This is a genomic window from Paeniglutamicibacter cryotolerans (genome assembly GCF_014190875.1).
GTDB classification, from domain to species: domain Bacteria; phylum Actinomycetota; class Actinomycetes; order Actinomycetales; family Micrococcaceae; genus Paeniglutamicibacter; species Paeniglutamicibacter cryotolerans.
The window spans coordinates 1,513,832-1,538,794 of the sequence record NZ_JACHVS010000001.1 but is presented as its reverse complement, the minus strand read 5'-3'; the positions used below and the strand labels follow the sequence as shown (position 1 = coordinate 1,538,794).

Annotated in this window: 20 protein-coding genes, 1 tRNA gene and 1 pseudogene; 9 read left to right on the top strand and 13 right to left on the bottom strand. The window is 66.2% G+C overall.

Features of this window, described 5'->3' with window-relative positions:
• Positions 1–63: 63 nt before the first annotated feature.
• The gene (locus E9229_RS07245; RefSeq protein WP_183510588.1) at positions 64–2,040 is read right to left on the bottom strand and encodes a putative bifunctional diguanylate cyclase/phosphodiesterase; all 1,977 of its coding nucleotides are present in this window, start codon (positions 2,038–2,040) and stop codon (positions 64–66) included.
• 6 nt (positions 2,041–2,046) lie between these two features.
• Complete coding sequence (locus tag E9229_RS07240; RefSeq protein ID WP_221184400.1) at positions 2,047–2,676, bottom strand: heme NO-binding domain-containing protein; 630 nt, start codon at positions 2,674–2,676, stop codon at positions 2,047–2,049.
• Between the two features lie 853 nt (positions 2,677–3,529).
• Between E9229_RS07240 and E9229_RS07235 the strand changes: the two genes are divergently transcribed.
• A tRNA-Ser gene (locus E9229_RS07235) sits at positions 3,530–3,617 on the top strand.
• Positions 3,618–3,989: 372 nt separating this feature from the next.
• Complete coding sequence (locus E9229_RS07230) at positions 3,990–4,259, top strand: hypothetical protein (protein WP_183510587.1); 270 nt, start codon at positions 3,990–3,992, stop codon at positions 4,257–4,259.
• 485 nt (positions 4,260–4,744) lie between these two features.
• Here E9229_RS07230 and E9229_RS20025 read toward each other — a convergent pair whose 3' ends face one another.
• The 5 genes and pseudogenes from E9229_RS20025 to E9229_RS07215 form a co-directional block, all read right to left on the bottom strand.
• Entirely contained in the window at positions 4,745–5,017 is a 273-nt protein-coding gene (locus E9229_RS20025) for an MFS transporter (protein ID WP_345075331.1), read from the bottom strand.
• Entirely contained in the window at positions 4,993–5,334 is a 342-nt protein-coding gene (locus E9229_RS19290; RefSeq protein WP_246380408.1) for a hypothetical protein, read from the bottom strand. The genes E9229_RS20025 and E9229_RS19290 overlap by 25 nt, the downstream gene beginning before the upstream one ends.
• A gap of 73 nt (positions 5,335–5,407) precedes the next feature.
• A pseudogene (locus tag E9229_RS20020) lies at positions 5,408–5,884 on the bottom strand (MFS transporter); the annotation flags it as partial.
• A gap of 348 nt (positions 5,885–6,232) precedes the next feature.
• Positions 6,233–6,973, bottom strand: a complete 741-nt coding sequence (locus E9229_RS07220; RefSeq protein ID WP_281369475.1) for an SDR family oxidoreductase — start codon at positions 6,971–6,973, stop codon at positions 6,233–6,235.
• Positions 6,974–7,026: 53 nt separating this feature from the next.
• Positions 7,027–7,758 (bottom strand): phosphatase PAP2 family protein, encoded by a 732-nt coding sequence (locus E9229_RS07215; protein WP_183510585.1) that lies wholly within the window; start codon positions 7,756–7,758, stop codon positions 7,027–7,029.
• A gap of 68 nt (positions 7,759–7,826) precedes the next feature.
• On the opposite strand from E9229_RS07215, the gene rlmH reads away from it, so the two are divergent.
• Positions 7,827–8,285: a 23S rRNA (pseudouridine(1915)-N(3))-methyltransferase RlmH gene (gene rlmH / locus E9229_RS07210; RefSeq protein WP_183510584.1), complete on the top strand. Its 459-nt coding sequence runs from the start codon at positions 7,827–7,829 to the stop codon at positions 8,283–8,285.
• A gap of 101 nt (positions 8,286–8,386) precedes the next feature.
• Here rlmH and E9229_RS07205 read toward each other — a convergent pair whose 3' ends face one another.
• From E9229_RS07205 to E9229_RS07185, 5 genes are all read right to left on the bottom strand, one after another.
• Positions 8,387–10,231, bottom strand: a complete 1,845-nt coding sequence (locus E9229_RS07205) for an FAD-dependent oxidoreductase (protein WP_183510583.1) — start codon at positions 10,229–10,231, stop codon at positions 8,387–8,389.
• Between the two features lie 192 nt (positions 10,232–10,423).
• Entirely contained in the window at positions 10,424–11,461 is a 1,038-nt protein-coding gene (locus E9229_RS07200) for an AraC family transcriptional regulator (RefSeq protein WP_312855623.1), read from the bottom strand.
• 45 nt (positions 11,462–11,506) lie between these two features.
• Complete coding sequence (locus E9229_RS07195) at positions 11,507–13,147, bottom strand: ABC transporter permease (protein ID WP_183510581.1); 1,641 nt, start codon at positions 13,145–13,147, stop codon at positions 11,507–11,509.
• Positions 13,144–14,073 carry an ABC transporter ATP-binding protein gene (locus tag E9229_RS07190; RefSeq protein WP_183510580.1) on the bottom strand — a complete coding sequence of 310 codons (930 nt, stop codon included), beginning with the start codon at positions 14,071–14,073 and terminating at the stop codon, positions 13,144–13,146. Before E9229_RS07190 ends, E9229_RS07195 begins: the two co-directional genes overlap by 4 nt.
• Positions 14,074–14,082: 9 nt before the next feature.
• Positions 14,083–14,757 (bottom strand): TetR/AcrR family transcriptional regulator, encoded by a 675-nt coding sequence (locus E9229_RS07185; RefSeq protein ID WP_183510579.1) that lies wholly within the window; start codon positions 14,755–14,757, stop codon positions 14,083–14,085.
• A gap of 105 nt (positions 14,758–14,862) precedes the next feature.
• Here E9229_RS07185 and E9229_RS07180 point away from each other — a divergent pair, with 105 nt between their 5' ends.
• From E9229_RS07180 to E9229_RS07160, 5 genes are all read left to right on the top strand, one after another.
• Positions 14,863–19,677, top strand: a complete 4,815-nt coding sequence (locus E9229_RS07180; RefSeq protein ID WP_183510578.1) for an ATP-dependent helicase — start codon at positions 14,863–14,865, stop codon at positions 19,675–19,677.
• A gap of 290 nt (positions 19,678–19,967) precedes the next feature.
• Entirely contained in the window at positions 19,968–20,828 is an 861-nt protein-coding gene (locus tag E9229_RS07175; RefSeq protein WP_183510577.1) for an Fpg/Nei family DNA glycosylase, read from the top strand.
• A gap of 86 nt (positions 20,829–20,914) precedes the next feature.
• Complete coding sequence (locus E9229_RS07170) at positions 20,915–21,121, top strand: dodecin (protein WP_183510576.1); 207 nt, start codon at positions 20,915–20,917, stop codon at positions 21,119–21,121.
• A 36-nt stretch (positions 21,122–21,157) separates the two neighbouring features.
• Positions 21,158–22,117 (top strand): pseudouridine synthase, encoded by a 960-nt coding sequence (locus E9229_RS07165; RefSeq protein ID WP_183510575.1) that lies wholly within the window; start codon positions 21,158–21,160, stop codon positions 22,115–22,117.
• A gap of 129 nt (positions 22,118–22,246) precedes the next feature.
• Positions 22,247–23,839: a hypothetical protein gene (locus tag E9229_RS07160; protein ID WP_183510574.1), complete on the top strand. Its 1,593-nt coding sequence runs from the start codon at positions 22,247–22,249 to the stop codon at positions 23,837–23,839.
• Here the strand turns inward: E9229_RS07160 and E9229_RS07155 are convergent.
• Positions 23,836–24,147 (bottom strand): hypothetical protein, encoded by a 312-nt coding sequence (locus E9229_RS07155; protein ID WP_183510573.1) that lies wholly within the window; start codon positions 24,145–24,147, stop codon positions 23,836–23,838. The two genes, E9229_RS07160 and E9229_RS07155, sit on opposite strands and share 4 nt — an antisense overlap.
• A 30-nt stretch (positions 24,148–24,177) precedes the next feature.
• Here E9229_RS07155 and E9229_RS07150 point away from each other — a divergent pair, with 30 nt between their 5' ends.
• On the top strand, positions 24,178–24,960 hold the full coding sequence (locus tag E9229_RS07150) for a DUF1684 domain-containing protein (RefSeq protein WP_183510572.1): 783 nt from the start codon (positions 24,178–24,180) through the stop codon (positions 24,958–24,960).
• The last annotated feature ends 3 nt before the right edge of the window (positions 24,961–24,963 follow it).

The following is a 24,963-nucleotide window of genomic DNA, read 5'->3' as shown; positions in this document are numbered from 1 at the left end:
ACCGGATCCCTAAAAACCAAGCGTCCAGCTCAACCACCCAGGATCGCTCTTGGCGCGCGGGCTTCAGGCAACTATCGAATTCGGTTGCTGGCCTTGTTCCTCCAGCAGCGCGGATAGGGCGCCTGCTTCGACCGGCCTGGAGTAATAGAATCCCTGCGCGAATTCACAGCCCATCGCCGTCAATTGAGCGACGTGCCGCGCGTTTTCCGCACCCTCGGCAACAACATTAAGGCCGAGGTTTTGTGCTAGATCCATGATGGACTGCACAACGTGCAGCCCCTCCTTGCTGTCATCTAGCTGCGCCACAAAGGAGCGGTCAATCTTTAAAGTGTCCAGCTGGAAACGGTGCAGGTAGGCCAATGAGGAATATCCTGTGCCGAAATCGTCGATGCTAATGCGCACGCCCAGTGCACGCAGGCGGGCGAGCACAGTCATGGTGTGTTCCGAATTCGTCATGGAAACGCTTTCGGTAATCTCCAAACTGACCGTTTCCGGACGAATCCCGGTTTCCCGAAGGACCTTGGAGACCTGCTGCACAAAGTCATTCTGGGCGAATTGGAGGGCAGAAACGTTGATGCTGACGGTGAGCTCGGGGGTTCTGGGGAATTCCTTGTGCCAGCGGACCATGGTGCTGCACGCCTCTCGCAGCACCCACATACCAAGAAACAGAATCAGGCCGGTCTCCTCGGCTACGGAAATGAAGCCATCCGGGTAGACGAGTTCGGTCTCCGATTTACGCCAGCGCACCAGCGCCTCGACACCGACGATGCCCCCTTCGCTCAAGGAGATGATCGGCTGGTAATGAACCACAAATTCGTTCTCATGCAACGCGCGCCGCAACCTGTTTTCCAGCGCAAGGCGACTGGCTGCCAGCTCATGCATGCCCGGGTCATAAAGCTCAAAGCGGCCCTTGCCCAGTGATTTGGCTCGATACATGGCCAGATCGGCATGGCGAAGGATCTCTGGGGCAGTCTCACCGCCGCCGGTGCTGGTGGCAATACCAATGCTCGCGCTGGCAAACAGTTCCTCACCCGCTATCACGAAGTGTTCCTGAAATGCGCTGATGAGGCGTTCGGCGATACGCATCGCGTCATTGACGTCCTCGATACTGTCCAGCAGCACAGTGTATTCATCGCCGCCCATCCGAGCCAGCGTGTCTTCCTCTCGCAGGCAGGCTCGCAAACGCTCTGCCACCTGCACGATCAGGTCATCGCCTGCCGGATGGCCAAGGCTGTCGTTGACCAGCTTGAAGCGGTCCAGGTCTATGAACAGCACGGCAAACTTGTCCTCGCCATGCCGATGGCTGCGTGCGACCGCATGGGCCAGCCGGTCCGCGAAAAGGGCACGGTTCGGCAGCCGCGTCAGCGGGTCATGGAAAGCGTGGTGAATCAGTTGTTCCTGGGCGCGATTGCGTTCGACTACCCGTCCCAGTTGCGTGCCGATTTTTGCCATCAGCCGCATCAGGGTTTCATCGAGTTCCAGCACCCGGTTGGAGAAGAACTCCAGGACGGCCGTCACCTCGGTGCCAAGCAGTATCGGGAAGGCGGCAGCGGACTTCAGCCCAGCTCGACCGGACGTGGCTGTACGCAAAAAATTGGAGTCCAGGGCGAGATCCCTGATCCAGACAGGCTCCGCTGAGGCTAGGACGCGGCCGGGCAAGCCAGCACCGGGCCTGAATTCGAGGGTCTCGGTGGACAGATAGAAATCGTGAAAGGACTCTTCCTCCACCCGGTCCCAGATCGAGGTTGGTGCCAGGTACGGCCCCTCCTTGGATTCTTCCACGATGTAGGCGTGGCCAACCTGCCAGTCGGTGAAACGGCATACCGTGCGCAGGGCGGATTGCAGGGCGTCGGTGATGGAATCCGCCTGATTCGCAGCATCGGCAATGGCCTCCAGCATGAGTAGTTGCTGGTTCTTTTCAAAGAGGTCCCGAAAACCTTGCTCGGCAATCGATTCCGCTTCCAAGCGAGCTCGCCGTTCCCGGTCAAGCCGTCGTTGGAGTTTCCAGGTCTCCGCCTCGGCCTGCTCAATATGGTCCATGGTCACTCAGGCCGGTTTCGGACCGTGGAAGATGATGCGGCAGATGCATGTCGCGTCGCCATTGTGCATGCACTGCAGGTGCTCGAAGCCAAGTGTTTCACTGAATTCGTCGGCCGCACCCTCGACGAAGCCTTGGGCCAGCGCACAGAACTTTCGTGCTGAGGCGTAGGTCATCAACAGCGAGCCATCCGGTTCGTCGCGAAAACCGAAAGTTGGCACGTCCGCACCTGGATAGATCATGCGGACCTCGGGATGGATGATGCTGTTGACGCTGAGCACGAAAGGCCGGGTGGTCGAGTGTCCACTGAAGTAGACCGGGTACCGGGCAGCGAGCAGCGGCATGGCTTGGCGTCCAAACCAGCGCAGCACCTCGAAAGAGGTCGAATCGAGTGTGTGGGCGGCAATGCTGACCAACTGAAGAACATCGGCATCGGGATAGCTGCCCAGAGACGTGTAGGCGCCGTCCAAACCCGATTCATCGAGCAGGTTTTCCCAAACATCCTCGCCATGGTGCCGGACCACAACCTCCTCCAGCAGATTGAAGATAATTCCCTTCACGTTGCACTTCCCCATTTCGTAGCGACGTTGCTCCTGCTGGAGATCAATTTTCCGCTGATCAAAGGTTACCTGAGTCACGCCCACCGCACCGCACAGGCAAAGCAAGGGCCTCGCAGATTGTTGCGGAGGCGCATCAAGGCTTGCCAGTGTCGGTTCCAGGCTTTCTGGGGATCCACGAAACGAGTCATCGAATGAGCGGGCTAGCTGCCAGCGGAAAGTCCCTCCAGCGTGAAGCCGCGGGACAAAAAGGACCGGTGCGAAAACCCACGCTGAGAAAGTCCTCCAAGAAGTAGGTGCTGACCGTCAGGGTTTGCATTTGGGCCTGGTGTCCCAGCGGCGGGTGTGGCAGGCCTGGCGGATCCGCGCGTCCACCTGCAGGAAGCCCCGGGCAGTCGGCAGCGTCCTGGCTGCACCCTTCTTGCGTCCCTCCCCAGCCGGGTTCCGTGTCGCATCGCCGGCGGCTTCCTTCTATGCCCGCAGATCCAGCGGACCGGACGCAGGTTCCAACGCGGCGAGCGTCGCCTGCTAGGGCATCGCGATTCCGTCCCGGCCGACACCGATCTTTTCGATGGCGCGGAAGGCCGCCGTGGGCGCCCCTTGGCTCACACGCAAACCCGAGGCGAAGTCCCGAGCACCGCAGATGCAGGTACAGCCACGATCCGTGGGCAGTTCATGGATGTCCCTGCTCGCCAATTTCCTGTCGGCGGCGGGGCGTGCGATCCACTGCCGGGCTGGGTCCACCTGGAACGGAAGAAGACCTCGACCGCGGTAGCGCCACCCAATGAGCCGCCGAGGCCCTGACGGGGCCAGGCACAGGCACACAGTAATTCGGGCGTACGGCGGGCCTGCTTGGCGGGACATGGCCCCATTCTGCATCGGGGAACCCCCGTTTTGGGTTCTGGGACCTCCTTCCGGTACAGTGGTTCAGTCTGGTGACGTGTCCGAGCGGCCGAAGGTGCAACACTCGAAATGTTGTGTACGGTAACCCCGTACCGTGGGTTCAAATCCCACCGTCACCGCGAGCAAGAAGGCTCTTGGTTTCCTTGAAAAGGAAACCAAGAGCCTTCTTTTGTTTTCCCTCGAATATCTCCACCGTCAACACTGATGGTAGCGATATGTCGGCAGCACGCTTGATCCACTTACACCAGATACGCCTTGCGGCAACCATGGATTCTTATGGGTCACATTTCGGATGGGGCCCGCTTGGCAGGCATCGACCATGTCAGGGACCGGCAATCGGTCAGCTCGCGGGCAATGCCCCCGACCAGGAACGGCGATCGAGCCAGGTGGCAGGAATTGGTCGCGCCCTTCTCCCAGTCGCCATGGAAATACCGCTTTGCCTGCCGCCACAACCGTTTTCACGCGTTTTACGGCCGTGCCAAGATGGATAAATGAATCCTCAACTACCGATTGCGTTCCGGGCCACGGCATACTGGGGTCGGTCGTTCTACCTCAAGCGCCGGTTCCGCTGTTTCCACTACGACGCCCGGTTTGCCGATGGGACCGAAGAAATTCACGTCCACTACGACACCGTTCTCCAAGGCGGACGTTACCCTGCCGATGCGCACGTCGTTCGAAAAGGCGCGGAAAGTGCGTGCCCGGAAGTGGGCACCGGGCCATGGGTGGACTATCCCTGGGGCAAGCCCCTGACCGATCCGTAGAATCAAATCGGATATCAGGGACATGCCGGCACACGGATCTCATCCGTTTCCGAGCGGCGCAACGAGCCACGGCACGGCAGCTGACATGGCTCGCGATTCGCCCGCCGTTGCCACTGTGACCGGGTCGCCGCCCCAGCCCCGAGGCGGAAGCCGGCGTTCAAGCAACGCTGGCGCAATGGGCCCTCCGATGGCATGGGTGATAGCGCGATCAAGGTCCCCTGTGGCATCAACGGCTGTTCTTTTCGAGAACCCATCACGAATGAAGCCGACAGGCCCGGAGGCCAAACAAAACAGCCCCATGGCCAGTGGGCCGCGTGGCCCGATGCCGATAGGCCTCTCGGGCCGCCCTTCCACAGGTGGGGCAGCCCTGGCGAGATGACACTGGGTTGGGGCGAGCAGTGGACCACGGCCACGCGACGGCTTGTCTCATTGCTTGTCGGGCCCTGCCAGAATTAGCTGAGGGGTGGCCCTTGCCTGCCGCGGCACTATCCCGGATTGACTGCGTCGTGCGAAGTCAGCCGTCGACGGATGCCGAACGCCAACACCGTTCCAGCCCCGGCCACGATGGCGGTCATGAAGAAGACGGCGCTCGTCCCCAGGACCCCGCCCACCCAGCCGGCTGCCAGCGGGCCTATCACCTGGCCCGCGTACTGGGCCGACACGCTATTTCCCAACACCAAACCAACGCTGCTTTCCGGCACTAGGCCGCCAAGGGTGGCGACAAGCGTGGGAGTTACCCCGCCCAACGCCACTCCCATGAGAAAGCGAGAAGTGCGAACCGCCAGATATCGAGCGCAGCAGCCTGTAACGCCAGCAACACCGTGGCTGCCGCCAGACTCAGCGTCAGGACCCGGGTGTGCCCGATCCGATCGGCCAGCCGTCCCAATCCAGGTCCGGAGATGATGGCGCCGGCAGCGCCGAGCGCGAAGACGATCCCCGCAACCACGGCGACGGGCGCTTCCCCGGCCAACAGGTGTTCGATGTGCACGGTGATGACCGGTTCCACCGAGATCACCGCAAACATCAGTAGTGCTGAGAGGGACAGCAACGTGAGGATGAGTCGTTTTCGCGGCACCCCCGCCTACCCCGCCATGCGTTGCCCGGGATCGGACCGGGGACTTCCTTTCTTCCTTCAAGAGGAACGCGGTACCCAGGAATCCCAGAAAAATGAGCGCACCGGCCGCAAGGAACGTGTTCCGGACACCGAATATTTCACCGATAAAACCGCCGGCCAGCGGTCCGACGACATGACCGGCCATGATCGCCGAGGAGAAGACACCCAACACGGCTGCCGAGTGGCGCTTGGGCGTTTGAGCCGCAACCAGGATCGTGGATCCCGAGGCGTACCCTGCCAGCAGCCCGGCCAGAAGGCGCAAGGCAACCAGCTGTTCGATGTTCCAGGCCATGCCGATGAGCGACATCGCGACTGCCATGCCTAGGCTGGCCCGGATCAACATCGGCTTGCGGCCGAACCTGTCACTCAGCCTGCCCCACAACGGCGCGGTCAGTGCCGCGATCACGACCGTTGCGGCGTAGGCAACGCCGGACCACAGGGTGAGTGCGGCTTGGCCGCTCACGCCGAGCCCGGCCACGTAGATCGGCAGAATGGGCAGGAGCAGAGTCATCGCGCCAATGGTCGCGAAGGATCCGAAGGAACAGACCGTCAAATTTCTCCGCCAGTGGGGAGAATCCGGGGCGCCCTTTTCTGTTGTTACGGCTCCGGCGCTCACTCCGACTGCTCTCGCTGGAGTCCGGGCATGACTGGTGGTGCGAGCGTCTCATCGCCGCCATCGTAGGAACCACTTCAAGGGCCAGCCAAAGCGTGTTCATATAATGATATTTGAATCTCAATATATGAACATTGGAACGATGAGCACATCGGGTCTCCACGCAGATCAAATGTCACGGCGATGTGCCGGGACTGTCGCCGTGCCATCACCCATGGACCGACACCCCTGTGATTCCCGCGCCTGTCAAGCCCTCCGGCCACCTTCCAGCCACTGATCGAAGGTCTCGGAATCCAGCGGGACGCCGACCGGAGGGAGAAGACCGCCGGAAAAGACCTTGAGGCCGAGGCCCGGAATTCCGACAACGCGCACCGCCGGCTCTTCGCCGGACAAAAGAATCCTCGCCAACTCGGCCATGTCACGAGCCTCCGGCCCAGCCAGCTCAACGATCCGAGGGGACGTATCAGCCGCTTCCACCGTGTCGCGCATCAGCCGGGCGACGACGTCGGGGGCGACAGGCTGGCTTTGCATTCGGGGCACGAAGGCCCATCGCCCGACGCGCATGGTCCGTGAGAATCGCCGCGCAAAATCATGCCACTGCGTGGTTCGCAGGATGGTGACGTGAAGCGGTGAAAGCAAATAGGCCCGTTCCTGGGCAGCCTTGCCCTGGTAATAGCCCATAAACCGATTGACCGAGGGCTCCCGGGCATTGATGATCGACAGGCACAGCAGCCTGTTGACGCCGGCCGCCCGTGCCGCACGGATGATGTTCCCCGCGGTCGTCACGTGGAAGTCGATGCAGGCCTTGGCGCCCCTGGAGGCCGCGCCCAAGCAATCGACAATGATGTCGGCTCCCGCGAACGCCTCCCCCAGGCCCTGACCGGTGTAGGCGTCTACCCCGGTGGCACGACTGGCTGCCAAGACTTCGTGTCCATCCGCCTCCAATAACCTGGCAACACGGGAACCCATGTTGCCGGTTCCACCCAAAATGACTGCGCGTATGGCCCCAGCCTACGCCGAGTGGTCCCTGCCCGCCCGGCCTACCAGCGCCAGGGCAGATGCCGCCCGCGAACCACCACCAAGTAATGGATCAGCATCACCAGGGCGGCCCAGCCCAACCCGATCATCCAGCCCGCCAGCACATCGGTGAACCAGTGCAGCCCGAGATAGTTCCGGCTGACCCCCATGAGGAAGATGAACAGCGAGAGCCCGGTGATCGTCGCGGCCTTGGCCAGCGTGGATCGCAGCTGCAGCACCATCAGGTAGGCAATGACGGCGATGATCGCCGATGCGTTCAGCGTATGCCCGCTGGGAAACGACGGGGATGACTCGTACGGCGGCACTGCCTCACCATGGGGCGGACGCGACCGGCCCACGGACTGTTTGAGAACGGAGGTCAGAGTCAGCGAACCCGCCGCCGTCACGACGACCAGGATCAGCGGCCACCAGGAACGGGAGCGCCACATCAAGAGGGCAACGGCTATGACCGCGATCGTCGCCATGCCCGGTGTTGAGCCAAGATTAGTGAACCCCGTGACCAGCTGATTCAGCTCCGGAGTCCGGTGCGCAACCATCCATTCCAGAATCGGCTGGTCCCAGGATGCCGGGCCGTTTTTCATGCCGATGGAGAGGTGGACCCTGCGTGCCAAACCGAAGAGCGCGCTGGTGATGACCAGGACAAACCACAGGACCCGTCGCCCGCCGGGCCGCTTGGGCGACCCCCTCCCATAGTCGGGACTTGCTGCATTGCTGGGCACTCGCCTCGGACTCATCATGTCCTCCATGTTAAGGTCGCCGGCGAATCCGGGAACCCCGCCCGGAGACCTGACAAAATGGGTGCATGACAATCCGCGTTCTGGCCATCGGCAAAAAGCACGAATCATGGGTCACCGAGGGCATCGACCGCTACGAGAAGCGGATGAAGAAGCCCTTCGACCTCAAATGGCAACTGCTGCCGCATTCATCGCGCGAGGGCGATTCGGCGCGTACCGAGGAATCGGAGCGCATCCTGTCCAAGGTGGAAACCCGGGACTACCTGATCCTGCTCGATGAGCGCGGCAAGAACATCGACTCCCCCACGCTGGCCCGCACACTGCAGCAGCCGCTGGATACTTCGCGCAACATCACCGTGGTGATCGGTGGCGCCTACGGCGTCGCCCCCTCGGTCCACTCGCGGGCCGATTTCACTTGGAGCCTGTCCAAGCTGGTCTTCCCGCACCAGCTGGTGCGCCTGATCCTGGCCGAACAGCTCTACCGCGCCCAGGAGATCGCAGGAGGGCGCCCGTACCACCACGTCTAGGCCAGCTGACCTCGGGGTACGGCCCCGGTCTGCCGTGAAGGGCCCGTCGATGACGGACCCTTCACGGCAGACCGGGGCCGGGCGGGCTACCCGTTGGTGGTTCAGGAGGCCGAGAGCGCGGCTTCCTGCCTCGGCATGGAGGCGGAACCGTCGCCGCGACCCAGGATCGAGGACAGCGCGGCGGTGAGCGCCGCCTTCGGGTCGGCCGCGAGGCTCTGTGCGCGCCAGGCGATGTGCTTGTCCGGCCGGACCAGCACGATGCCGTCCTCTGCCACCTCGCGCTGGTGCAGCCAGTCGCCATACAGGTCCTGGACCTCGAGTCCCTCGCCGATGACCACGGACTTCAGCTCGATGCCCAGCTCCAGTGCCACCTCGCGGGCAGCCTCGGCCCAGGGGGCGCCGGTGATGCCGGTGAACAGCGTGAAGCCGGTTCCGGTCGCCGCATCATGGGTGGAGTACTTCCTGCGCGAATCCCCGATCCAGGCGTGCGGCAGGCGCAGTCCCGGGAAGGTGGACTTCTGGTGGTGAAGCAGCGGGTCCTGGGTCATTTCCGGGCGGTCCAGACCGTCGGTGACGACTGCCGTGGACTGGTAGAACTGGCCGATTTCGGTGCCCTGGGCGTTGAACTCGTAGTCCTTGTAGTCCAGGGCGGCACGCAGTTCTGTGCGGCGGGCGGCACCCTCGGCCGTGGGCTCCTTGCGCAGCTTGAGCAGCTCGAGGTACTCCTCGTTGCTGGTCGCACCGGTGACCCCGAGAGCGTCGAAGATGCGTTTGTAGTCACGCGAGGACTGGTTGGCCCGCTGCACGATCTGCTTGGCCACCGGTGCGCGTTCGACGCTGTAGGTTTCGAGCAGTTCGGCGCCGGCCTGGCCGTGGATGACTGCCGCGATCTTCCAGGCCAGGTTGTAGGCGTCCTGGACGGAGGTGTTGGAACCCAGCCCATGGCTCGGCGGGTGCCGGTGCGCGGCATCTCCGGCAATGAAAACGCGGCCGTTCTGCATGTGAGTGGCCCACTGTTCGTTGTTTCCCCACAGCGAGTAGCCGGTGATTTCGACCTCGAGGTCGGGGATCCCGGTCATGTTGCGCACGATGCGGATCGCCTCGTCGTCATCGAGCGTCGGTTCCTCGCCGTTGATGTCGAAGCCCCACACGATCAGCCATTCGCTCCACGGGCGCACGCAGCGGATCAGTCCGGCACCGAGGCCGCCGATGTTGGCGCCGGGCTGGAAGACCCAGTACAGGATCGAGGGACGTTCAGCGGCGAGGTGGGCCAGGTCGGCCTTGAAGGTGATGTTCATGGATCCGCCGATGTCCATCGCGCCCTCGAACGGGGTGCCGATGTCCTCGGCGATCTTCGAGCGCGCCCCGTCGGCACCGATCAGATACTTGGCCCGGATCGTGTAGTCGTGGCCGGTGAGGCGGTTGCGCACCCGCACGCTAACGCCTTCGGCGTCTTGCACGTGGGAGAGGTATTCGGTGGAGAACTGGGTCTGCGTACCGCGCTTGGTGGCGTTCTTGACCAGGATCGGTTCCAGCAGGGTCTGCGGGATATCGCACGGCAGCGACGGGGAGGCCAGCTCGTAGTCGGCGCGGCGGTCCGGGCGGGTTCCCCAGGTGGGGCGGCGGCCGATTTCCTCGCCGGACATCGACTCGCAGTAGACCGTGTCGCCCATCAGCTCGTGCGGGGTGGCCTCGGCCAGGACCTGGTCCTCGATGCCCGCATCGCGCAGGATCTCCATGGTCCGCTGGTTGGTGATGTGGGCCCGTGGCGTGTTCGCCGTCCACCGGTACTTGGTGATCATGATGTTCTCGATGCCCTGAGTGGAGAGGAACAGAGCGGCGGCGCTGCCGGCCGGTCCGGAGCCCACGATGAGCACCTCGGTGGTGACGACGTGGCCCGCCTCGGGCGCTTCGGTTGCTGCAAGTCCATCGTTGAATACCGGCATGGGGGTCCTCCAAGTAGGTGCCCACCGGGGACGGCGGGGATGGGGGGTGGGTGTGGTCCTGGGTCGGGGATCGAATCCCGTTGACAGAAGTGTTGCAGCTGATATTCGGTAGTGACGGGGGCCACTGTCATCATGTCCGGGACGGGACAAAACTCGTCCGCGGCGGGATAAAACCGCCTGTTCGGGAGGGTTTCAGGCCCCGGTGGGCGGTACGACCCGGGCCTTGGCGTACTCGGCCAGGAAGGTTGCCCGGGTCGCGCTGCGGACCTGCAGCGGCGTGTTCCCGTGGTGTTCGCGGAAGCGCTTGCCGAAATGGCTGGGCGAGGCGAAGCCGCTGAGCGCGGCCACCTCCGACATGGCCAGCGCCCCGTGCGCCGGGGAGACCAGGTAACCGTGGGCGGTCTCGAGCCGCCGGGCCAGCAGGTAGCGCGCCACGGTGGTTCCGGCGGCCGCGAAGACCCGGCCCAGTTGCCGCTCGCTGAGTCCGACGGCTGCGGAGATTTCGGCCACGTCCAGCGCCGGGTCCGAAAGCCTGCGTTCGATGTGTTCCTTGGCCGCCGCGATGTAGCCGCCGGCACCGCCATGGCCATCGCCCAGGACCAGGCGCAGCAGGTCGATGGCCTCGCTTTCGATCGTTCCGGCAGCGGCGATCGACGATTCGGCGCCGGGTGCCACCGGCACCCGGGCCAGGGTCCGGTGCAGCAGCCGGGCCAGGGCCCGCTCGCGGGGTCCGGCTCCGGGGCCGAACTCGAAGACCCGCGGGCTGGAAGGGGCCGGGGATCCGGTGATTTCCCGGTAGAGCTCCTTCGGGATGGTCAGCACCGTTTCGCGTAGCCCGCGCGAGAACCCGCGCATGAACGGCGCGTCCGCGTCACAGACCAGCGCCTGCCCCGGGCGCAGCGATTCGTGTCCGCCGCGGTGGTAGAAGAACGCCTCTCCCTCGAGCGCGAAGAAGACCGCCACGACACCCGTCGGGTTGGCCCTGATGAACGATTCGGAGCGTTCCACGATCTGCGGGGTCCCGGTGACCTGTGCGAGCCGCAGCGAGGCCAGCTGCAGGTTCGACTCGGTGGCATGCATCGGGGACTCGTCGATGGTCCTGATGTCCAGTGAGATCAGGGCGCGGGCGTTGTGCCCCTCCCACATCGTCACCCGGTCCCCCGGGGCTATGCCCCGGGTACTGAACCGCAGCACGGTGGCCCGCTGCTGCCCGGCTTGCTCCTCATCCACGGCCCCAGTGTAACGCCGCCCACCGGGTGGGAAGCGGGCCCTGCGCTACTCCTGCACGATGTCACGGGTGGCGAAGCGCCGGATCCCGAGCCCGGCCAGGACCACTGCGATGGCGATGAGCACCAGCAGCGGTGTCAGCGAAAAAGCCTCGGCCGGGAGCCTCGGCACGGCGCCGAATGGAGTGGACTTGATAGCCCGTTCGGAGAGTGAGAACAGTTCGCCGAACATGGCGACCATGACCGAAACCCCGTAGACGGCCCACGTGATGCTGACGCCGTGGCGGGTCACGAAGCCATGCAGGAACAGCTGCAGACCCAGTATCAGCAGTACCGCAGGCCAGTAGGCCAGGCTGGCCAATGCCAGGTCGGAGCCGCTTGCCGCCCCGGCCGAGGCGGCACCGGTGAGGTAACCTCCGATCACCAGCATCAGCCCCGAGCCGAGGGCAGCTACCAGTACGTGCGCGCCCAGCCAGCCGGAACGGGATAGCGCCCCGGCCAGCTGCGGTTCCAGCCGGCCGCTGGCCTCCTCGGCGCTGGCCATCGACAGGCACTGCACGGCGAACGCCCCGGCCAGCATGCCGTTGAACAACACGAAGATGCTCAGCACCCCGTTGAGCATGTTGCCCGTGGATCCGACGAAGGCCTGGGCCCAAGCGTTGGAGGGGTCAAGCAGCGTGGACATGGCCTTCGCGACACCTCCGAAGAACGCACCGGCGACCACCGCGCCGGCCAGCCAGCCCAACAGCGAGGAGCGTTGCAGCCGCAACGCCAGCCCGACTGGCCGGGTGAGGAATCCCGATGCGCTGGCAGCGCCGCGCCGTTCGGGCAGCAGGCCCATGCCCAGGTCGCGGTTGGTTTCGATGAGCAGGGCGAGGGCACAACCAGCCATGGCCAAAGCCAGCAGTGCCAGCAGTGGCCACCAGTTGTCTTCGCCGAAGGCGCGCATGTTCTGCGCCCAGCCGATGGGTGAGAACCAGCTCAGCGCCGTGGTGCTGCTACCGTCGGACTGCAGGTCGGCTCCGGCCCGGATGAAGTAGAACACCGCCAGCACGGCGACCCCCAGCGAATTCGCCCCGCGGCTGGTGGAGCTGAGCTGGCCGCAGATCGCGGAGATGCCAACGAAGGCCAGTCCCGTCCCGGCGATCGAGGCCCCCATGAGCAGGGAGCCGGTCACCGGCAGGAAGACCGCCAGACAGAGCACCGAGATCAGCACGCCGACCACCACGCTCAGGGCCGAAGCAACGGCGTAGTTCGCCAGGCTATAGGCGTGGCGGCCAAGTACCGAGGCACGCAGCAGTTCGGTGCGGCCGGTTTCCTCGTCGGCCCGCCCATTGCGGGTGACCAGGAAGACCGAGGCGAAGGCCAGCGCAACGGCAAGTGTCATCCAGATCTTGATGACCAGGATGCCGCCGAGTGATCCGGCGGCGTAGGGCAGGCCGGTCATGGCAGCGACGGCAGGGGTGTTGGCGACCTGGGCGTAGGCGTCCCGGGCCGCCTGGGTCGGGAAGGCCTGCTGCTGCGAGTCGTAGACCACCGGGATCATGGCAGCGAGTACCGCCGCCCAGATCAGCAGGCGCAACCAGTTGCGGCGGGCGATGAACAGCACGGCGATCATGAATCCGGTCAACGACGCGGCCAGGGCCGGGGACCGCCTGGCCTGCCGGGTGCGGGCCGTTGCGGTGCTCATCGCACGCCCGCCGTCCGGGCCGGACCAGGCCGGAGACCGCCGCCGTAGTGGCGCAGGAACAGGTCCTCCAACGATGGCGGGCTGGAGATCAACGAGCGCGGCGAATAGGCCGACACAGCCCGCAGCACGGAGCCGAGTTCGGCCTCGCCGACGGTGAAGACCGCCTTGTTGCCCACGGCTGCGAGGTCGTTGACCCCGGGAACCCCGGCCAGCACCGAGGCGTCGCGGTCCAGCAGCACTGACACGGTGGTGCGGTGCAGGTGCCGCAGCTCCTCGAGCCGGCCCGCCTCCACCGTCTTCCCGTCGCGGATGATTGTCACCGTGTCGCAGAGCTTTTCCACCTCGGCGAAGATGTGGCTGGAAAGCAGCACGCTGCGTCCTTGTTCCTTGACCTCCTGGATGCAGGCCGTGAACACCTGCTCCATCAGCGGGTCGAGGCCCGATGTCGGCTCGTCCAGGATCAGCAGTTCGGCATCGGAGGCCAGGGCCGCCACGAGCGCCACCTTCTGCCGGTTTCCCTTCGAGTAGCTGCGGGACTTCTTGGTCGGGTCCAGTTCGAAGCGCTCCAGCAGTTCGGAGCGCCTGCAGGCATCCACCCCGCCGCGCAGCTTGGCGAGGATGTCGATCACCTGGCCTCCGGTGAGGTTCGGCCACAGGCTCACCTCTCCGGGGACGTAGGCGATGCGCCGGTGCAGGGCAACGGCATCGTGCCAGGGGTCGGACCCGAGCATTTTCGCGTCGCCGCCGTCGGAACGCAGCAGGCCGAGCAGGATGCGGATGGTGGTGGACTTGCCTGATCCGTTGGGCCCGAGGAAACCGGCGACGACGCCCTGCTCCACCCTCAGGTCCAGTCCCGCCAGGGCGCTGGTGCGTCCAAAGTGCTTGCGCAGTCCGGTGACCTCGATGGCCGGGGTATTCGTGGACATCGTTTTTCCTTACCGATGAGCTGGTTCTCCCGCGGGGCCCGCGGGCGGGTTCGGCGTTGCCGCCGCGTACGCCAGGAATTGATCGAGGTAGCCCGAGTCGGCGAACAGGCCCTCCGTGTACAGCTCCAGCGTGGGCAGCATGGTTTCGGCGGAGAAGCACTCCATGACGCCGCTGAAGTCATCGAGGTCGGTGTCCGGGTACATGGCGAGCTTCACGATCAGCCCGCCAACCGCTTGCTGGACCAGGAACCTGACCCGGGCCTCCTCGTTGCGGCTGGGCACCACGATGCCGCGGGCCACGGCGTCCCGGGTGAAGACGAGCGCCTCGGTGACCAGGTTCGCGAGGAATTCGCGTCCCGCCGTGCCGCCGTCGCGCACGCTGCGCAGGATGTAGAGCATCAGGATCCCGCCCTCGCGGGAGGAGGGGAACGTGGAAAAGAGCAGCGCCGGGTCGGTATCCATGCTTTGGGTTTTCAGCATCCGGTAGCGTTCGAGCACCGTGGCATCGCACTCGGCCCGCAGCACGTCCTTGGAACCGAAGTGGTGGCGGACCAGTCCCGCGGTGACGCCGGCGCGTGCCGCAATGGCCCGGAGGGACTCACCGAATCCGCGCGCCGCAAAGCATTCGATGGCGGCATCCCGCAGCCGTGCCCGACCGGTGAGATCCGTCGATGCTGTACTCACGTATAGGACGCTACCCGCGTGTATAGCCGATGGCAATGGTTCTCCGCCGGGACTTTTGGGGACCCCGGCGGACTACGGACCCGGGTGCGTCGTAAGCTGATCCCGATGGAAGAAAACAGCGCCCCGCACCCGGTCATGGACCGCTTTACCCCGGCAACCCGCGAATGGTTCGCCGGCGCCTTCAGCGCCCCGACCCCGGCCCAGCTCGGAGCCTGGGACACGGTCTCCTCCGGCGCCCACGCCTTGGTCGTGGCGCCCACCGGATCGGGCAAGACGCTCTCGGCCTTCCTGTGGGCCCTGGATTCGTTCATCCGCCGGGCCCAGGGGCAGCCCGAACTGCCGCTGGAACTTCCCCCGCCCGGAAAGAAGCAACCGGCCCGCGGCACGCGGGTGCTCTACATTTCGCCACTCAAGGCCCTGGGCGTGGACGTGGAGCGCAACCTGCGCTCCCCGTTGGTGGGCATTACCCAGACGGCGCGCCGGCTGGGGCTGCCGACGCCGGTGATCGCAGTGGGAGTGCGCTCCGGCGACACCCCGGCCAACGAACGCCGCCGGCTGCTGGTCAATCCGCCGGACATCCTGATCACCACCCCCGAATCGCTGTTCCTGATGCTGACCTCCAAGGCGCGCGAAACCCTCGCCGAGGTCGACACCGTCATCATCGACGAGGTCCATGCGGTGGCCGGCACCAAGCGCGGCGCCCACCTGGCGCTCTCGTTGGAACGCCTCGATGCCCTGCTCCTCCGGCCGGCCCAGCGCATCGGGCTCTCCGCCACGGTGGAACCGCATGCCGAGGTCGCCCGCTTCCTGGGCGGTGCGGCCCCCGTATCGATCGTCGCGCCTCCCGGCACCAAGACCTGGGACCTGAGCATTACCGTGCCCGTGCAGGACATGACCGACCTTCCCTCGGCGGCCGCGGCGCACGACCTGGGCCCGGCCTCCGGGCTCCAGCCCAAGGCGAGCATCTGGCCGCACGTCGAGGAGAAGATCGTCGACCTGATCGAGGTCAACCAGTCAACGATCGTGTTTGCCAACTCCCGCCGGCTGGCCGAGCGGCTGACCGGGCGGCTCAACGAGATCCACGCCGAACGCACCGGAGCCGAGCCGCCGGACGGCTCCGCACCCGGCGGGAGGGGTTCGACGGCGGCCGGCATCGTTGAGGGCCACCCAACCCGGACCACCCCGGCGACGCCGGCGGTAATCATGGCGCAGGCCGGCTCGAGTGCCGGGGCCGAACCGCTGCTGGCCCGCGCCCACCACGGCTCGGTCTCCAAGGAGCAGCGCGCCGGCATCGAAGACGACCTGAAGACCGGACGGCTGCGCTGCGTGGTGGCGACCAGCTCGCTGGAGCTCGGCATCGACATGGGCCTGGTGGACCTGGTCATCCAGGTCGAATCCCCCTCCTCGGTGGCCTCGGGGCTGCAGCGCGTGGGCCGTGCCGGGCACCAGGTCGGGGAGGTCTCCACCGGCGTGTTCTTCCCCAAGCACCGCGGGGACCTGCTCAATACGACGGTCACCGTCGAACGCATGCGCGCCGGGAAGATCGAATCGCTGCGGATCCCCGCCAACCCGCTGGACATCCTGGCCCAACAGACCGTCGCCGCCTGCGCCCTGGGCCCGGTCGAGGTGGAGGAGTGGTTCGATATGGTGCGCGCCTCAGCCCCCTTCGCCGTGCTGCCGCGCTCGGCCTTCGAGGCGACGCTTGACCTGCTTGCCGGCAAGTACCCCTCCGACGAGTTCGCCGAACTGCGCCCGCGCATCGTTTGGGACCGGGAGGCCGGGACCATCACCGGGCGTCCCGGCGCCCAGCGGCTGGCAGTGACATCCGGCGGCACCATCCCGGACCGCGGGCTCTTCGGCGTCTTCCTGATCGGCACGGAGGACAGCGCCAGGGGAGGGCGCCGGGTCGGCGAGCTCGACGAGGAGATGGTCTACGAGTCCCGGGTCGGTGACGTGTTCGCGCTCGGCGCCACCAGCTGGAAGATCGAGGACATCACCCACGACAAGGTGTTGGTCTCCCCGGCGTTCGGGCAGCCGGGCAAGCTTCCCTTTTGGAAGGGCGACACCCTGGGCCGCCCCTACGAGCTGGGCCGGGCCGTGGGCGCCTTTCGACGCGAGGTCGCCGCGCTGTCCCCGCCGGCCACCGCGGCCAGGCTGGCGGGCATCGGGCTCGATCCCTGGGCGGCACAAAATGTGCGCTCCTACCTGGACGCCCAGGCCGAGGCCACCGGGACCGTACCGAATGACAAGACGCTGGTGCTCGAGCGCTTCGTCGACGAGCTCGGGGACTGGCGCGTGGTGTTGCATTCGCCGTACGGCCTGCCGGTCCATGCGCCCTGGGCGCTGGCCGTCGGGGCGCGGCTGCACCAGCGCTACGGACTGGACGGCTCGGCGATGGCGGCGGACGACGGGATAGTGCTGCGCGTGCCGGCCATGGACGATGAACCGCCCGGCGCCGAGCTCTTCGACTTTTCCGCCGACGAGCTGGAGGACATCGTCACCCGCGAGGTCGGCGGCTCGGCGCTCTTCGCCGCCCGCTTCCGCGAATGCGCCGCCCGCGCATTGCTGTTGCCGCGGCAGAACCCGGCCAAGCGCACCCCGCTCTGGCAGCAGCGCCAACGCTCGGCCCAACTGCTGGACGTGGCGAAGAAGTACCCGGATTTCCCGATCATCCTGGAAACCGTGCGCGAATGCCTGGCCGACGTCTACGACCTGCCGGCGCTGCGTGAACTCGCCGACGCACTGGCCTCGCGCACCCTGCGGCTGGTCGAGACCACTACCCGCTCCCCCTCGCCCTTCGCCCAGTCGCTGCTCTTCGGCTACGTCGCGCAGTTCCTCTACGAGGGCGACTCGCCGCTGGCCGAACGCCGGGCCGCCGCCCTGTCACTGGACCCGGCGCTGCTGGGCGAGCTGTTGGGCCGCGCCGAGCTGCGCGAGCTGCTCGACGCCGGGGTGATCCACGATGTCGAGGCCGAGCTCCAGCGGCTGGTTCCCGCACGCCGGTTGGCCGGCCTCGAGGGGGCGGCCGACCTGTTGCGACTGCTCGGCCCGCTATCCGCGGCCCAGTCCGCCGCCCGGCTGCGTCCGGAGCCGGCTGCCGGAGAGAGTGCCGGCGCCCTCCACTCCACGGAGGCCGAAGCGCTGGCGCACCTGCTGGCCCTGGTCCGCTCCCGTCGGGCGCTGGAACTGAAGCTGGCCGGGGAAACCGTCTTCGCCGCCATCGAGGATGCCGCGCGGCTGCGCGACGCGCTGGGGGTCCCGCTGCCCATGGGCGTGCCGCTGGCGTTCATCGAGCCGGTGGCCGACCCGCTCGGCGACCTGGTCTCCCGCCATGCCCGCACGCACGGTCCCTTCACCGCCGCCGAGGTTGCAGCGGCGCTGGGACTCGGAATTGCCGTCGTGGCTCCCGCGCTGCGCGCCCTGGTCGACCAGGGCCGGGTCGCGGAGGGCGAATTCCGCCCGCTGGAACCCGGGAGCACCGGCGGCCTCGAATACTGCGACGCCCACGTCCTACGCCGGATCCGTGCCCGCTCGCTGGCCGCGCTGCGGGCGGAGGTCGAACCCGTCGACGCGCCGACCTATGGACGCTTCCTGCCTCCCTGGCAGTACGTCGGGGAGGACCTGCGCGGGGTGGATGGGGTGGCAACCGTCATCGACCAGCTCTCCGGGGTCCCGATTCCGGCGAGTGCCTGGGAATCGCTGGTCCTGCCGGCCCGTGTGCCCGACTACGGGCCGGCAATGCTCGACGAGCTCCTGGCCACGGGTGAGGTGCTGTTTTCCGGAGCCGGTTCGCTGGCCGGCAACGACGGCTGGCTGGCGCTGCACCTGGCCGATTCCGCCCCGCTGACACTGGCCAGGGATCCTGATTTCATGCCCTCCGAACTACACGCCGCGCTGCTCGGAGTCCTGGGCAACGGCGGTGGTTTCTTCTTCCGCCAGATCACCGGGCTGCTGGCCGATGCCCCCTCCCCGCGCCCCAGCGACGCGCTGGTGCTGCAGGGGCTGTGGGACCTGGTGTGGGCCGGATGGATCGGGAACGACACGTTCGCCCCGGTACGTGGGCTGCTCGATGGCGGCAAGACGGCGCACAAGCAGCGCGCCCATGCACCGCGGGTACGCGCGCCGCGTCCCGGCAGGATGCGCCAAGTTCGCGCATCACTGGCAGCGGCATCCGGGCTACGTCCGGAAGAGGCCCGGGTTGGGGTGGGTTCCACGGCACCCGGTGCGGCCCACGGGGCCGGGCGTTGGTCACTGCTGCCAGCACCCGAGGCGGATCCGACGCTCAGGGCCCACGCCTCCGCCGAGTATCTGCTGGACCGTTACGGGGTACTCACCCGCGGTTCGGTCATGTCCGAGGGGATCCCCGGCGGGTTCGGGCAGATGTACCGGGTGCTGTCCCGGTTGGAGGAGGCAGGGCGGACCCGGCGCGGCTATTTCATCGAGAAGCTCGGCGCTGCACAGTTCTCGGTTCCGGCGACTGTCGACCGACTGCGCACCTACTCGGTTGACGCGGCGCTGGACGATACCCGTTCCCCGTCACGGGTTCCCACGGCCATCGCGCTGGCGGCCACCGACCCGGCCAACCCCTACGGCGCAGCGCTGCCTTGGCCGGTGCCCGGCGATGAGCAGGCCACCGGCCACCGCCCCGGCCGCAAGGCCGGCGCGCTGGTGGTGCTGCTGGATGGTTCGCTGGGCCTGTACCTGGAACGCGGGGGCAAGACGCTGTTGCTCTTCGAGCAGTCGCCGCAGGCCTGCGACGCCATGGCGAAGGCCCTTGTTGCCGTGTTGCGTCGGGCACGGGTACAGAAACTGGCGCTGGAAAAAGTGAATGGCGCCACCATCTTGGATACGCCTCTTGCGGCATCACTGCTGTCGGCAGGCTTCTATTCCTCTCCCTCGGGGCTCAGGTTCAGGTCATAGAACTTCCATAACCTCAGGTCAAAAGATGAATAAGAAAAGTTTCGGCGGGCTGTCGGCCTTTCGTACTAGGCTGGTGGCACGGGTCACATGTTGAACGTCGGCGTTTCTGGGCATGGACCAGTGACGCGACCATGGGGAGGGGAGTTTGCAGATGTCAAAGGTCACCACTGTACCGATATCTCACCGGCGGACGGAGGGAGCAGCATGGCCCCCCGAGGAGGCCTCGGGGAATCCCGGCTTGGCTCCCTTCCACCGGCCGAGCCCAACTGCCACCACCGGAGGGATGACAAATGCCTGAGGGCGATACAGTATTCCGTGCCGCCAGACGGCTCGATGCCGCACTGACCGGACACGTCCTGAACATCAGCGATTTCCGAATCCCCCGCTACGCAACACTGAACTTCGTTGGGTGGCGCGTCGAATCCGTGGTTTCCCGCGGCAAGCACCTGCTGATCCGGCTGGTGCCGCCCGCCGGCCCCCACCAGCATCAACCCGGGGTCAGCATCCACTCGCACATGCTGATGGAGGGGCACTGGGACGTCTATGCCTCCGGGGAACGCTGGCGTTCTCCCTCCTTCCAGGCCCGCTGCGTGCTGGGCAACTCGGCCTTCCAGGCGGTCGGCTTCGAGCTGGGCTTCCTGCGGGTACTGCGCACCCACGACGAACCGGAAGCCATCGGCCATCTGGGCCCCGACCCGTTGGGGCATTCCTGGGATCCGCTGGAGGCCCAGCGCAGGCTGCTGCTCGATCCCGAGCGGCCCGTCGGCCTGGCCCTGCTCGATCAGCGGCTCGTTGCCGGACTCGGCAACATCTACCGATGCGAGGTGCTGTTCATCAGCCGCATTAACCCGCACACACCGGTCGGGCAGATTTCCGACCTGGCCCACGTCGTGGAGGTGACGCACCAGCTGCTGCAGGCCAACAAGGACCGGGCCCGGCGCATGACCACCGGCGCATCGGGACCCGATCCCTATTGGGTGTACGGGCGCACGGGCAAGCCCTGCCTGCGCTGCGGTGGCACGCTGAGCCACGAACGCATGGCGGACCCGGAGGCACCCGGTGGCCAGATAGTGGAACGTGACCTGTACTTCTGCCCGAACTGCCAGGCCGTGGACGATTCGGTCAGGCTGCGGGTGGCCAACCGGGCGTAGGCCATTTACGTTTGGTGTCGGCGGGGCTAGGTTTACCCCATGCACTCCGCCGGCACCGGGCCGTGGAACCGTTTTGGGAGGACGTCATGGCTGAGCACGTCTACAAGATCACCGAGCTCGTAGGAACCTCACCCCAGGGCATCGAAGCGGCGGTGAACAATGCAGTCGGCACGGCCGGGGAAACCCTGCGCAACATGGACTGGTTCGAAATCACTGAGGTCCGCGGCCACATCAAGGGTGGCGTCGTGGCCGACTGGCAGGTCGGGATCAAGCTCGGCTTCCGCGTCGACTGAGCATCGGCACGGGCGTGGGAGACTGGATAGGTGGCCATGCTCTCTCCCCTCCCCGTCCGTGACGGCGTCAATGCAACCCGTCTGCGTATCCCGGATACCGGGCCTTGGGGTTCGGTCATGGACTACATGCTCGAACGCTTCGGGCATGTAGACCCCGAGGGAATCGTCCGCCGCTTCGCGTGCGGTGAGATCGTCGGCCTCGGCGCCGAACCGCTGACACCCACCACGCCCCTGGGTGTGCACGAATTCCTCTGGTACTACAGGACCCTGCCCGTCGAGGAACCGATTCCCTTCACCGAAACGATCATGCACCTCGATGACGACTTGCTGGTGGTGGACAAGCCACACTTCCTGCCGACCACCCCCGGCGGGCGCTTCGTCCAGGAATCCGCGCTGGTGCGGCTGCGCAACAGGTTGGACATGCCCGACCTGATCCCGATGCACCGCTTGGACCGGGCAACTGCCGGGGTCATCATGTTCTCGGTGAACCCGGCAACCCGCGGGGCCTATCAGACGCTGTTCGAGCGCCGCGAGATCCGCAAGGAATACGAGTGCGTTTCGGCGCTGGACCCGCTGCGGCACGAGGCAATGGCGGCACTCGATTTCCCGGTGACCCATAGGAACCGGATGGGCAAGACGAAGGGCGAGCTGCTGTCGACGGTCCTGCCGGGGGAGCCGAACGCCGAGTCGGAGATCGATCTGATCGGTACCGGATACAGCCACGGCAACCAGCCCGGGCGCGAGGTCGGGCACTTCGTCCTGCGCCCGCACAGCGGCAAGACGCACCAGTTGCGCGTGCACATGGCTGCCCTCGGCCTGGGCATCCTCAACGACGCCTTCTACCCCGACCTGCTGGACAAGGCACCTGACGATTACGCACACCCATTGCAACTGCTGGCCCGGGGCGTGTGTTTCACCGATCCGCTGAGCGGCAAGGACGCCGCTTTCCGCTCGGCCATGGAATTGGCCGAGCGCCCGTACCCGGCAATCCCCTAGCCGGCGGTAGCGTTCTTCCGGTCCGGTGGAAATTTCCGTTGAGTTCTGGGCTCCGTTAGGTACGCTGGTCGGAGTCACCCATGCCGGCGCACCGGCCCGGGCTCATCGACGGAAGGGCGTGCACCACCGATGGTTGATTCCGACACCGACCGATCCCCCGCGGCCGCGGCCCGTCGCCGACTCAGCGCCTCGGCACCTGCGCCGCAGTCATCTCCACTGCCTGGAGCCCCGCGTCGGGAAACCTCTGGCTCACACATTCCGCTCAACCCCCGGGACGCACCGGCCATCCCCCCGACACCACAACGCCCCGCACCCGGGGCGGCTCCGGAAGCGCCGGAAGGCGGCTTTTCGCTCAGCAACTGGTTTGACGGGATCCCCGAACCGGACTGGGAAGCCATCGGCGACCGCGTCATGGCCACCCCTGCCGTTCTTGCCACCACCTACCGAGAAACCCGCGCTCAGGCGAAGGTCCGCGCGATTCGGAACGCCGCCGAGCATGAGGCCAAACGCCTGAACCTCATCGAGGCCCAGGCCACGGCCAAGGCCGCACAGGTCATCGCCGACCAGCAGGAGGCACAGGCCAAGGCGAGGGCGGAGGCACAACGTGTAGCGAAAGCGAAGCGGGATGCCGAGCATCTGGCCGTCGCGGCCAAGCAAGCCGACATCGAAGCACACCGCTTGGCTGAAAGGGAGCGGCTCGTGGCGTTCCAGGCAGTGGCAGTCAGCGATGCCTTCCTGCGCAATCAACGCATCCTTGACGCGCAGCTGGCCGCGGAGGCCCGCCAAGCCCGTCTGCCTCCGCCACCTACATCGGCCGAACGGCTCGAAGCCGAGGTTTCAGCCGCCCGTGCCGCCATCGAGGCTTCGCGGACGCCGCTCTACGTAGCACCCTACGACCTTCCCTCCACGGCACCGAATCCACCGGCCAACGGTGCGGATATGCTGCGGCGGGTACTAGTGAGCCTCGTCGCGGTGCTCGTACCGGCCGGCTTCTGGTGGTGGGCCGGGATCGAGGCCCTCGGCTTCGGGTTCCCGGAGGGGCATCTGTTCTCACCCGGGCGCTCGCTCCTGGCACCGGCCGCGGAGGCCCAATGGATCTGGCCCGTCATTTTCAGCGGATTCATCGCCTTTGCGATCTACCAGTGGTTCCCCTCCCAGCGTTCGGCACTCCGGCAACGGGCCGTGGGCTATCCGGCAGCCGCGGCGCTCCTGTTGGGTTTCGGCTGGCTGTGGTGCACCCACGCCGGGCTCGAGCTGCCGGCGCTGGCCCTCTGCATGGGAACCACGACGGCGATTTGCTATGCCCTGCGTCAGCTCAACCTGCTCACAGCGCGAAGTACCTGGGAACGGGTCTTCACCGATGCGCCGGTGGCCTTGTTCCTCGGTTGGATGCTGGCACTGACGCCGGCGAGCATCGCCGGACTGTTCGGCGGACGCGGCCCGGTTCAGCAGTTTTTTGCCGTCTTGGCCCTAATGGCAGTGGTGTGCCTGGCCGCCGCCTGGGCCATGACAGAACGTGGCCGGGTGGTCCTTGCCCTCGGCTTCGGCTGGTGCATGTTCTGGGTGGTAACGGAGCGCCTGCTCGGGCCTTTCCCATCGGTCTGGGTGGCTCTGGCTGCCTGCCTCGGCGCCTTCGTGGTTCTCGTGGCAGCCGAAAACCGGCGCTACCAGATCAACCATGCCGAACACCGTGCCGCCCGCGGCCAAAGCACCATCTTCTAACGGTTCACCGGGCTCCAGCGTCCACGGATCCTGCGCAGCACCACGAGCCGTTCGCTGATGGCAACCCGTTCGACCGCTGCACGCATCAACGCCGCCGAAGCGCATGCCGTGGCATTTTCCTGTGCCCAGCCCGATTCCTCGACGGTGTAGCGCAGGGTAATCCTGGGAACCCCGGCAACGATGTCCAGCTGGTTACCCTCCACATGGTGGGATTCGGCGAGCGCAGCGACGGCCGCAGCCATCACGGCCTCCGGCGCGTGGCCGGGCCGCAGGGCGGTGATGTTCAATTGTGAGCGGAATGAAGGCATGGTTTCCAGCGTAGTGGCACACTGGAAAGCATGAACGAAATCGATGCCTTCACCCGCTGGCGGCGCATGCGCGAAGAGGGTCTGGCCGTTCCGCATGGCTGGCTCACTCTGACCTCGTACCAGTGGCTGCCGGCCGAGCCAGGGGCCGTTGACATGCTTCCCGGTCGGTGGAGTGCCGATGCCGACGGAGCCAGACTGGAAGTTGGAGCCGAGGAGGGAATCACCAATACCGACGGGGATCCGGTCGACGGTATCCTGACTCGATGCGTGGGCGAGGACGAATCCATCCACTGGGTGCGCCACGGCGACACCCTGGTCGAGCTCGGAATGCGCGGCGGCCGGTACATGATCCGCACCCGCACGAAGGAACATCCGTTTCGCACCTCCTTCACGGGAGTCCCGGTTTTCGACTACTCTCCGGCGTGGATCGTGAGCGGCACCTACCAGCCCCATGAAGCGCCCCGCGTGGCCACGATCGACACCTACCGGCCCGACACCAGGCTCGAGGCCGCGTTCGATGGCGAGGTTCTGCTGGACATCGCAGGACGGACCGTGTCGCTGGCGGCACGCGACGACGGGAATGGAACCCTGAGCGTTGCCTTCTTCGATTCAACGAACGGCGCCGATACGGCCGCATGGCGCCACGTCTCGTTCCCCGCTCCCGCCCCGGGCCCGGACGCAGCGGTGCGGGTGGACTTCAACCGCACCTTGAACTACCCGATGGCCTTCTCCGAATTCGCCGTCTGCCCTGCCCCACTGGCGGGAAACCTGATTCCCGTTCCCGTCACCGCCGGGGAAAAGAAGCCCATCTAGAGC

Bases quoted from the DNA above. Each gene is read 5' to 3' on its own strand.
- E9229_RS07245 (WP_183510588.1), bottom strand. From the start codon at position 2,040: ATGGACCATATTGAGCAGGCCGAGGCGGAGACCTGGAAACTCCAACGA.
- E9229_RS07230 (WP_183510587.1), top strand. From the start codon at position 3,990: ATGAATCCTCAACTACCGATTGCGTTCCGGGCCACGGCATACTGGGGT.
- E9229_RS20025 (WP_345075331.1), bottom strand. From the start codon at position 5,017: ATGGGAGTGGCGTTGGGCGGGGTAACTCCCACGCTTGTCGCCACCCTT.
- E9229_RS07215 (WP_183510585.1), bottom strand. From the start codon at position 7,758: ATGAGTCCGAGGCGAGTGCCCAGCAATGCAGCAAGTCCCGACTATGGG.
- rlmH (WP_183510584.1), top strand. From the start codon at position 7,827: ATGACAATCCGCGTTCTGGCCATCGGCAAAAAGCACGAATCATGGGTC.
- E9229_RS07205 (WP_183510583.1), bottom strand. From the start codon at position 10,231: ATGCCGGTATTCAACGATGGACTTGCAGCAACCGAAGCGCCCGAGGCG.
- E9229_RS07195 (WP_183510581.1), bottom strand. From the start codon at position 13,147: ATGAGCACCGCAACGGCCCGCACCCGGCAGGCCAGGCGGTCCCCGGCC.
- E9229_RS07190 (WP_183510580.1), bottom strand. From the start codon at position 14,073: ATGTCCACGAATACCCCGGCCATCGAGGTCACCGGACTGCGCAAGCAC.
- E9229_RS07180 (WP_183510578.1), top strand. From the start codon at position 14,863: ATGGAAGAAAACAGCGCCCCGCACCCGGTCATGGACCGCTTTACCCCG.
- E9229_RS07175 (WP_183510577.1), top strand. From the start codon at position 19,968: ATGCCTGAGGGCGATACAGTATTCCGTGCCGCCAGACGGCTCGATGCC.
- E9229_RS07170 (WP_183510576.1), top strand. From the start codon at position 20,915: ATGGCTGAGCACGTCTACAAGATCACCGAGCTCGTAGGAACCTCACCC.
- E9229_RS07165 (WP_183510575.1), top strand. From the start codon at position 21,158: ATGCTCTCTCCCCTCCCCGTCCGTGACGGCGTCAATGCAACCCGTCTG.
- E9229_RS07160 (WP_183510574.1), top strand. From the start codon at position 22,247: ATGGTTGATTCCGACACCGACCGATCCCCCGCGGCCGCGGCCCGTCGC.
- E9229_RS07155 (WP_183510573.1), bottom strand. From the start codon at position 24,147: ATGCCTTCATTCCGCTCACAATTGAACATCACCGCCCTGCGGCCCGGC.
- E9229_RS07150 (WP_183510572.1), top strand. From the start codon at position 24,178: ATGAACGAAATCGATGCCTTCACCCGCTGGCGGCGCATGCGCGAAGAG.